The following is a 9559-nucleotide window of genomic DNA, read 5'->3' as shown; positions in this document are numbered from 1 at the left end:
TGTTTGCCACAAAATTAGCAAACAGCTCTCTAAAAATTTTATTATATTTCCGTGTCCACTTGACGGGGAGCCAACCATCTTAAATTCTGGAACGTTTTTTTTAGTGATGCTCAATCATTTCTCTTTTGTCTTCTGATAAATCGTCTTCTGCTTCGGTAGATGAAACAGCACCAGTCTCTTTTTTGATTTCCGCAGTATTGTGTCGAACCAATAAAAAGTTGGCTAACACCAATAAGGAAGTGGAAACGAAAACCCCACGATAGCCCAGCATACTGGAAACGGAGGAACCAATCAGGGGACCAACGACATTTCCGGTAGCTTGAAAGGATTGATTGTAGCTGAAAATTCGACCGGCAGCTTGGTGAGGAGAATATTTAGTAATTAAGGACTGGACGGCCGGCAGCAAGCAGGCATCAGAAATGCCAATCAAAAAGCGCAACCCCGCCAATTGCCAAACGTTCGTAACAATCGCCATTGGCAGATAGACCACCATCGCCATCAATAATCCGATTGCCAAGATACGCTCACTGCCGATTCGATCTCCTAATCGCCCGAAGCGTGGAGCCGCAATCAACGTAGCAATACCGGGAATTGATGCGATCACTCCGCTGATTAAGGTGACGTTTCCGTGTCCGTGGAGTAATTGTCGAATGTATAAACTGATAATCGGACTGATGGAATTATTTGAAGCTTGAATAATCATTGTAGTGATAAACATACCGATAATGACATGGGGGTACTTGAGATTTTTTAAAATTGCTTTTGCCGGTTGCATGTCCTTTTTTTCTACCGGGGTAAATTCTTCATGAACCATAAACAAACTGAGCAGAAAAACAATGAATAAAATGCTCGATGTGATGAAAAAAGTTGGACGATACCCGAATGCCGAAGCAGTGATTCCTCCTAAAAGAGGACCTAGCAATGTTCCAGTAACGGAGCCGGTTGCCAACGTTCCCAGCACTTGCCCGCTTTTTTCTCGTGGTGTCCCGGTGGCAACCAAAGCAGTGGCATTGCTGATGTAGCCAGAAAAAATTCCTTGCAAAAAACGCAACGCAACCAATTGATATACTGAAGTAACAAAGCCCATTAAACCGATTACCACAGCCATTCCTAAAGATGCCCGTAGCAGCATCAACTTACGTCCTTTTTGATCGGCTAATTTGCCCCACCAAGGAGAGATGATTGTGGTGACTAAAAACGTGGAAGAAAAAGTGATGCCGCTCCAAAAATTTAATTCCTGATTGGAAAAATGACCTAAAGTATCTATGTACAGCGACATGAAGGGCATGACAAGACTAAAGCCGATTCCTGCCATAAATGTACCAAACCACAAAACCTGCAGATTTTTTTCCCAAACAGCCCGCGGACGATACAACTGGTATTTAATTTTGTTGATCAAAAAAAAGCCTTCTTTCTTAAATTTCTGCCTTTATAGCATAAATCAGAATTTTCTTTCCGGCAAGTCTCAAAATTATGGTAAACTATTCTTTGTAGGAAAAAATTAAGAGAATCGCAAGGAATTTTTGTAAGTAAGGCACATTTCTTGCTTATAGAAATGTTAGTGAGTAAGATGAACTCGTAAAACAAACGGGGAGCGATGAAATGTATCAAGTAATCATGATGTATGGAGACAATGAACCATGGTGGTTTTTCGAGGATTGGCGCAAGGATATTGTCAGAGAAGCATCTTTTGCGACCTTTGAAGAAGCCCAGGCTTTTTTTGAGCATGAATGGTATCTCCAAAAGGATCAATTCAGCCAAGTAAATGGCAAACAAAATTATCTCTTTGCTTTTTGGAATGAAGGAGACGAACGCTGGTGTGAAGAATGCGATGATTATTTGCAACAGTATACCGGCTTGGCTCTTTTAAAGGATTATCAACCAGTAGCAAAGGAAAGCGGAAAGGAATTTTATGAAACAATTAATTCTAGCGGAAAAGCCAAGCGTTGCCAAAGACCTAAGCAAGGTATTGGGCGCTAATCAAAAATACAAAAACTATTATGAGGGACCCAATGTTATTGTGACTTGGGCCCTTGGTCATTTATTAGGTTTAAAAATGCCGGAAGATTTAAACAAAGACTGGCAAACTTGGCAAATGGAAACATTGCCGATGATTCCTAAACAGTTGGGTATCAAACCATTACCAAAAACCGGGCATCAGTTAAAAGCCATCAAACAATTGGCACAGCGAAAAGATGTTAGTGAAGCTGTAATCGCCACCGATGCTGGACGGGAAGGGGAATTGGTTGCTCGTTGGATTTTAGAGTGGGTGCGTTTTGATAAACCGGTCAAGCGGTTATGGATTTCTTCGCAAACCGACAAAGCCATCAAGGAAGGCTTTCGCAAGCTTGCTCCGGCAAAAAACTACGATACATTGTACCAGTCAGCAATTGCCCGTGCCAAGGCAGATTGGCTCGTAGGCTTGAATGTGACGCGGGCGTTGACAGTGAAATATCAAGACAATTTAAGTGCCGGTCGGGTGCAGACACCGACCTTGGCATTGGTGCGGGAGCAAGAAAAACAAATCGAATCCTTTCGTCCACAAACCTATTATGTTATCGAATTAGCGGTAGGGGATGAAACGGCGCGCATGGTGCAAAAAAATCCCTACCAATTAAAAGAACGGGAAACTGCACAACAATTGGGAAATCAAATGAGTCAACAAAATGGTCATGTAGAAACGGTGGAAGAGAAAGTCAAAACGGAAGCTGCACCATTGCCGTATGACTTGACAGAGATTCAACGAGAAGCTAATTCTCGTTACGGCTATTCTGCGAAAAAAACCTTGTCACTGGTCCAAAGTTTGTATGAAATCCATAAAATCGTGACCTATCCACGAACAGACAGCAAGTATTTGACAGAAGACATGAAAGATACGATGCAGGAACGTTTGCAGGCGGTTAGTGATTTTGCGCCGGAAGTCAAACAATACCTTAAAAATCCACGGGTCGTTCAGCAAAAAGTGTTCAACAACAGCAAAGTTTCAGATCACCATGCGTTGTTGCCTACCGAGCAGCGCCCCCGCTATGAAAAATTATCAACCGATGAACAACGTATCTACACGATGATTGTACAGCGCTTTTTGATGCTGTTTGCGGCAAATCATAAACGGAAACAACAAAAAGTAACGGTATCTTTTGGAAAAGAAAACTTTCTTTTTACCAATAACACTGTGATCGAAGCCGGATGGAAGATAGAAACCGTCAAAGAACACTCGGTGGATTGGCAGGAAGGGCAGCGAATCAAACCGAATTTTGCCATCAAAAAAGAATTGACTTCACCGCCAAAACCATTGAATGAAGGTACGCTTTTAGCAAAAATGGAAAAATTCAATCTTGGCACGCCGGCTACACGGGCGGAAATCATTGAAAAATTAATCAAATCGGAATTGATGGAACGAAACAACAGCAATCTGACAGTCTCGCCAAAAGGCAAACAACTCCTATCTTTAGTCAATCCTTCTCTGGTCACGCCGGAATTGACGGCAAAATGGGAAAAGGAACTGGAATTGATCGCCAAAGGCAGTTATTCCAGTCAGAAATTTTTGCAGCAAATTGAAAAAGATACCCAACAATTAGTGAAAGAAATCAAACAAAGTGACAGCACCTACCAGGATTTTTCTTTGACTCAAAAGAAATGTCCGGAATGTGGTTCCTTTTTGAAAGAAAAAAATACCCGAGACGGCAAGATTTATGTGTGTTCCAATAGTGAATGCAGCTATCGCCGCCGCAAAGAGCCTAAGCTATCCAATCATCGTTGCCCGCAATGCCATAAAAAAATGGAAATCATTGAGGGGAAAAACGGTTCTTTCTTTAAATGCAAATTCTGCTCTATCACGGAAAAAATTCCTGATAAAAAAGAGCGCAACAAAAAAGTCAGCAAGCAAGAAGAACGTCGCCTATTGAAAAAAATCAACCAACAGGCAGAGCCGGAAGAAAGTCCTTTAGCCGCTGCTTTAAAAGCCGCTATGGAGAAGAAATAGACTAAAAAAGCAGTTGTTCCTACCGATTGATGGGAACAACTGCTTTTTTAGTTAATTTGAGATTGAAATTGCTGATAAAACAGTCCTTTTTGTGCCATTAATTCTTCAAAGGTGCCAAATTCATGACAGCTACCGTTTTTGATGACTGCAATTTTGTCGGCGTCACGAATCGTTGACAGGCGATGGGCAGCAATAAACGTCGTTTTACCTTTAGTTAATTTGTTTAAGGCTGTTTGGATTTTCTTTTCCGAAAGATTGTCCAAAGCAGAAGTTGCTTCGTCCATGAAAATAATTTGAGGAGAACGAAGCAATGCGCGGGCAATTGCCAAACGTTGCCGCTGTCCACCAGAAAGTTTGTCACCGTGCTCCCCAATCTGTGTATGCAAGCCATGGGGGAGTTGTAAAACTACTTCCCATAAATTTGCAGTTTTTAAGGCGGTTTCAATTTGTTTTGGGGAGATATTTTTTAACCCGTAGGTCAGATTTTCTTGGATGGTTCCTGAAAATAAAATCGTATTTTGCAAAACGACGGCAATGAAGCGCCGATAAGAACGCAGGTCTAATTTGTTCATTTCCTGTCCATCTAAAAGTAATCGCCCTTCGGAAGGTTGAATAAAACCAATCAATAAACTTAAAATCGTTGATTTTCCGGAACCAGATTCACCGACTAAGGCAATCGTCTCACCCGCCTTTACGGTAAAGCTCAACTGTTCTAAAACTGGCTGAGGGGAAAGCGGATAGGAATAACCGACTTGCTGAAAGGTAAAGGCACCAGAAACCCTCGCAACTTTTTGTTTGCCGCGGTAAGTTTCGATTTCACCTGAAGTCAAAATTTCCCCAATTGAACGAACCGATTCCATTCCCTTTGAAATGGTGGGAATCAAAGTAATCAAGCTGGAGACGGAATTGACGACTGTTGTGAAATAGGTTTGATACAATACGACATCTCCTGCCGGAATTCTGCCTTGCAGCGCCATTGAGCCGGTAAAAACCAAACAGAGCAGTTGGAAGGCCTGAAAACTTGCCCAACTGACAGAACCAAATGTCGATTGCAAAATATCCAGAGAGAATCCTTTTTGATAAATTGCTTGAAAATGATTTCCCAAGCGTTGCATTTCAGTAGTCTCTAAGGCGTGTGCCCGCACGATTGGCGCTAATTCGATGGCTTCGACTACTTTAGCAGAGGTGTGTTCCATTTCCTGTCGAAAGTCACTATTTTGTTTTTTAATTCGCTTACGAAAAAAAACAATAATTAATGCTGCAATCGGTACGGTCAATAAAAAGAAGAGAAAAACGATGGGGCTTTTGTACAAAGTAATCGCCAATGCCACCACTAAATTGATCAAGATATTCAGACTACTGGAAAAAATTTGGGAGGAGAGGGTTTGGACCGCTTCGACATCCCGCATGATTTTTGACTGCAGCTGACCGGATTGGAGCTCCTTTTGGTAAATAATCGACAATTCCTGCAATTTTTCGATCAAGGCTGCCCGCAAATTTGCCTCCACTTGCCGAATGGAGAGGCTTTGAAATTTGATATGAAAATAATTCGAAAAAATATTTTGCCCGACTAAAAAAAGCATTACCAAGGCATTGATGTAGATGGTTTGCAACTTGCCGTCTGGAGCAATTGCGGCATTGATTACATTGGCGATGGCAAGAGGCATCACCCAAGCTGGAATGTGTTTGATTAGAAACAATCCGCCGGACAGCGCTAATTTAGGATAGTTTCCTTTATAAAGGTAAAGGAGTGTTTTAAAAGGATCAGCAGTATTATTTTCGAAACTTTTTTGAACAGGATTCATCAGACGAAAGCCCTCTTATAAAACATCATAGTGTCGTCGCAGTATTTCCAGCGCATAGGGGAGATGATCTTCTGTGGTTGCTTCCAAACTGGCAAACATAGCAGGACGCTGATGTTTTAAAAACCGCAGGACTTCTGTATAATCCATGCGCCCGGTTCCCACTGGTACAATCTTGATTTTATTGTCTATGGCTTGAAAATCTTTTAAGTGGACAACTTCGATGACATCCTGTAAATCTTCCAATGCCTCGGCAATCACCCGTTCCTGTTGCAAGTAATTATCTGGACGCATCAAATTAGCCGGATCGAAAATGATTCGCAGGTTGGGAGATTGCACTTCCTCCACTAAGCGTTTTGCTAATTGACTGGTGTATAATGGATGGTTTAGTCCGGCTTCGATTCCCACCATCACTTGGAGATTTTCTGCCGTTTTGACCATTTCAATCACAGATTCTCGAGCAGCAACGTAGGCTTCTTCGGTAAAATTTTCTACAGTATAGCCTTGTGTGACACTACCGGTTTCTGTCCCAACCAAAGGTGCATGAAAGGCTGCTGCCAATTGCAGGTGGTGCTTGAATTGGTCAACTGCCTGTTGCCGAATTTTTTTATCACGGGAAGAAATATTGACGTAACAGCCTAAAACGGAAAGTTTGACTTCTTCTTGTGCAAAGGTATCTCCTAAAAAGCGGGCAGTTTCTTCGGTAAGTTTGGATAAATCAGGCACTAAATTGGGAAAGGATTTCTTTGGGGCAAAGTGGATATTTTTTAGTTGATACGTTTTTAATTTAGTGACCAGTTCCGCAGGGGTTGATGCAACAAGATCATGGGCACGAATCCCCAGATTAAATGTAGACATGGCTTCTCCTTTTTAGACTTTCTTTTAAGGGACAATCCGTTTTTTGTAACTCATCGACCACCAACTGAGCAATCCATTCTGCTCCGGCTTCGTTTAAATGGGTATTGTCCTGAACACCTTCTGGATAAGTTGAAAATTCACCAGGTGTACCGTGAAGATAAAGTTTCTTTGTTTCATCTTGTTTTTTTTGCCGGAGACTTTCTTGAGATTTAGTAAAAAGATCCAACAATAAAATTCTTTGTTCCAGCGCTAGTTGTTTCATGGCTTCCGGGTAATCACCAAGTGTCAGTGGATCAAGTGTGCCATTTGGCAGATACATTCGGCGGGTAATCGAAGTCAAAAAAATCGGTGTTGCCCGTTTTTTTCGGGTAACATCGGCAAAAAGCTGTAAATTTTTCTGATACGTATCGAAAGGGTTCGTTCCTCGAGTGGGATCCTCTTTTTGATCATTATGTCCAAATTGAATCAAGAGATAGTCACCTGTCTGAATTTCTTTTTCAATGGTTTTCAAGCGTCCTTCAGCAAGAAATGATTTGGTACTCCGTCCGTTTTGGGCATGGTTTTTGATAGTTATTTCAGAGGTGAAAAAATCGCCCAGTTTTTCTCCCCAACCGGTTTCCGGTCGCTTTTCGGGGATTTTTTGTGCTGCGGTGGAATCACCAGCAATAAAAATTTGAGTCATGGGTTCCTCCCTAGAAAATGTTTTAAGAAAAGACTAGAATTGTCGCAGCCATGTTTCGGCTAGATGTACCCATTGATAGGAAGGGTGGGTAGGATCATCCATCCCTAATCCATGGGGACCGGTTGGAAATAAATGCAGCTCGTAAGAAATGTTGTGGTTGCTTAACGCAGTGGCAAGAGACAAACTGTTTTCTACTGGAACGGCTTGGTCGGTGACCGTGTGCCAAATAAAGCAAGGGGGCGTCTTTGAGGTAACTAACTGATTCAAGGAGTAATCTTTTTTCATCAGAGGATCACCATAAAATTGCCGGGCACTTCCTTCGTGGGCAAAAGAGCCGTTGACAAAGGTAACCGGATAGGCCAAAAGCAGTCCATCAGGTTTTTTCTCTCCAATCATTCCTATGAGACCAGCAAGATGGCCGCCGGCAGAAAAGCCAACGGCGACAATCTTGTCGATTTTTGGATCAGTACGTAATTGTGCCATCACATCAGCCACTTCCTCTACTACGTGGCTGGGAATGAAAGGATCAAGCTGATAGGTCAAGATTGCGGTATGCCATTCCTGCGTTTGTCCCCATTTACTAATGGTGGTGCCTTCTTTTTTGATTGCAAGATGCTCGTAACCACCACCGGGGAAAATCAACAGACAGTTGCGTTTTTCTTCGTCGTGGTAGCACAAATGCAAACTGGTTTCTTTGGGCTTTTGAAAGCTTGGGTCTTTTTCTAAGTGGTCAATAAACAATTTCATTGCTTCGCCTTCTTCGATTAAAAATGAAAGTAGTTGGCAGCGTTGTGGTAACTGATGGCTTCCACTAAGTTTCCTAAAAGTTCTTCATCTTCCGGTGCTTCACCACGAGTGACGATTTCACCGATAAATTCACAAAGGACCCGACGGAAATATTCATGACGGGTATAGGAAAGAAAACTACGGGAGTCTGTCAGCATACCTACAAAGTTTTGTAGCGCACTGCCATCAGCAAATTGGGTCAATTGGTCCCGCATACCAGCTCTGGTGTCATTGTACCACCAGCCGGAGCCCAGCTGCAGTTTGCCGGCAGTTTCTTTTTGGAAGCAGCCCATTAATGCCACCAGTACAGGGTAATCATTTGGATTTAAGGAATACAAAATCGTTTGTGGCAATTGATCTGTCTGTTCCGCACGGTCCAATAATTTTTGCAACGGAATGGTTAGGGAAAGATCGTTGATGCCATCATAACCGGTATCCGGCCCTAATTGGGCAAGCATCGCTGTATTGCAATTACGGTACGCATGAATATGTAGTTGCATGGTCCAACCATGTTGATGGTAGGCTTGGAATAGACGAACCAGCGTTTCTGTCCGATAACAAGCTTCTTCTTCCGGCGTTAATTGTTTGTGTCTCAAAGCTTTTTGCAAAATTTTTGTCAACGTGTCTTCATCTGCCTGCTGATAAGTCAGCACGTCCAACGCATGATCCGACAACCGACAGCCAAATTCGTGAAAATAATCGATTCGTTTAATTAAGCAAGTGATTAGTTCACTAAAGGTTGTGATTTCGGCAGCACAAACATCGGCTAATCGTTGAATATACTCAGCAAAATCTGGTTTGGTGATATTTAAGGCTTTATCTGGTCGGAAGGTCGGTAAAACCGTGAAACGATTTTCTTCTTCAGCCAGCTTTTTATGAAAAACTAGATCGTCAACGGGATCATCTGTGGTACAAACGATTTTTACCTGACTGTTGGCGATGATGTTGCGACGTCGAAAGGCAGGGGATGCCAGTTGTTCATTGGCCTTTTCCCAAATTTCCGGGGCATTTTTTTCATTGACCAGCAAATCGATTCCAAAAAAGCGTTTCAGCTCCAAGTGGGTCCAACTGTACAGAGGATTGCCGATAATTTTTGGCACGGTTTGACACCACGCCATGAATTTTTCGTAATCGGTGGCGTTACCGGTGATTAAGTGTTCGCTGACGCCGCAAGCCCGCATGAGCCGCCATTTGTAGTGATCGCCACCAAGCCAGGCTTCTGTCAGATTTTTGAAATTTTGGTTTTCATAAATTTCTTTTGGTTCTAAATGGCAATGGTAATCAATGATCGGCATTTTTTTTGCGTGATCGTGAAACAATTTCTTTGCCCAATCGGTACTTAATAAAAAATCATCTGCTAAAAACATGTTTTTTCCTTCTTTCTGATAAAAATAGTCGGACTATTTTTTTGTCTGTGAAAATGTAGGACTGGGGGAAGCCAGTTGGTGA

General features: G+C 42.3%; 8 protein-coding genes. 2 read left to right on the top strand and 6 right to left on the bottom strand.

Annotated features, from left to right (window positions below; translation table 11 throughout):
* Positions 1-100: 100 nt before the first annotated feature.
* Positions 101-1396 (bottom strand): multidrug efflux MFS transporter, encoded by a 1296-nt coding sequence (locus FFM66_RS08670; RefSeq protein ID WP_371851519.1) that lies wholly within the window; start codon positions 1394-1396, stop codon positions 101-103.
* A 206-nt stretch (positions 1397-1602) separates the two neighbouring features.
* On the opposite strand from FFM66_RS08670, the gene FFM66_RS08665 reads away from it, so the two are divergent.
* Positions 1603-1980 carry a DUF1033 family protein gene (locus FFM66_RS08665; protein WP_048603836.1) on the top strand — a complete coding sequence of 126 codons (378 nt, stop codon included), beginning with the start codon at positions 1603-1605 and terminating at the stop codon, positions 1978-1980.
* On the top strand, positions 1913-3982 hold the full coding sequence (locus FFM66_RS08660) for a DNA topoisomerase III (RefSeq protein WP_137605649.1): 2070 nt from the start codon (positions 1913-1915) through the stop codon (positions 3980-3982). Before FFM66_RS08665 ends, FFM66_RS08660 begins: the two co-directional genes overlap by 68 nt.
* A 47-nt stretch (positions 3983-4029) precedes the next feature.
* On the opposite strand, the gene FFM66_RS08655 is transcribed toward FFM66_RS08660, so the two are convergent.
* The 5 genes from FFM66_RS08655 to uxaC are packed head-to-tail and all read right to left on the bottom strand — an operon-like array spanning position 4030 to position 9477.
* On the bottom strand, positions 4030-5790 hold the full coding sequence (locus FFM66_RS08655; protein ID WP_137605648.1) for an ABC transporter ATP-binding protein: 1761 nt from the start codon (positions 5788-5790) through the stop codon (positions 4030-4032).
* 12 nt (positions 5791-5802) lie between these two features.
* Positions 5803-6642: a sugar phosphate isomerase/epimerase family protein gene (locus FFM66_RS08650; protein ID WP_137605647.1), complete on the bottom strand. Its 840-nt coding sequence runs from the start codon at positions 6640-6642 to the stop codon at positions 5803-5805.
* Positions 6629-7324, bottom strand: coding sequence for a rhamnogalacturonan acetylesterase (locus tag FFM66_RS08645; RefSeq protein WP_137605646.1), 696 nt, complete (start codon positions 7322-7324; stop codon positions 6629-6631). Before FFM66_RS08645 ends, FFM66_RS08650 begins: the two co-directional genes overlap by 14 nt.
* 33 nt (positions 7325-7357) lie before the next feature.
* On the bottom strand, positions 7358-8071 hold the full coding sequence (locus tag FFM66_RS08640; protein WP_137605645.1) for an alpha/beta hydrolase: 714 nt from the start codon (positions 8069-8071) through the stop codon (positions 7358-7360).
* 17 nt (positions 8072-8088) lie between these two features.
* On the bottom strand, positions 8089-9477 hold the full coding sequence (uxaC, locus tag FFM66_RS08635) for a glucuronate isomerase (protein WP_048603842.1): 1389 nt from the start codon (positions 9475-9477) through the stop codon (positions 8089-8091).
* Between the last annotated feature and the right edge of the window lie 82 nt (positions 9478-9559).

The sequence above is a fragment of the Enterococcus songbeiensis genome (genome assembly GCF_005405265.1).
Classification (GTDB): domain Bacteria; phylum Bacillota; class Bacilli; order Lactobacillales; family Enterococcaceae; genus Enterococcus_C; species Enterococcus_C songbeiensis.
The sequence above is the reverse complement of the archived record's forward strand: the minus strand, read 5'-3'. Positions and strand labels throughout refer to the sequence as shown.

What these genes read in the sequence shown, in the direction of transcription:
- FFM66_RS08665 (WP_048603836.1), top strand. Translation starts at nt 1,603, where the DNA reads ATGTATCAAGTAATCATGATGTATGGAGACAATGAACCATGGTGGTTT.
- FFM66_RS08660 (WP_137605649.1), top strand. Translation starts at nt 1,913, where the DNA reads ATGAAACAATTAATTCTAGCGGAAAAGCCAAGCGTTGCCAAAGACCTA.
- FFM66_RS08650 (WP_137605647.1), bottom strand. Translation starts at nt 6,642, where the DNA reads ATGTCTACATTTAATCTGGGGATTCGTGCCCATGATCTTGTTGCATCA.
- FFM66_RS08645 (WP_137605646.1), bottom strand. Translation starts at nt 7,324, where the DNA reads ATGACTCAAATTTTTATTGCTGGTGATTCCACCGCAGCACAAAAAATC.
- FFM66_RS08640 (WP_137605645.1), bottom strand. Translation starts at nt 8,071, where the DNA reads ATGAAATTGTTTATTGACCACTTAGAAAAAGACCCAAGCTTTCAAAAG.
- uxaC (WP_048603842.1), bottom strand. Translation starts at nt 9,477, where the DNA reads ATGTTTTTAGCAGATGATTTTTTATTAAGTACCGATTGGGCAAAGAAA.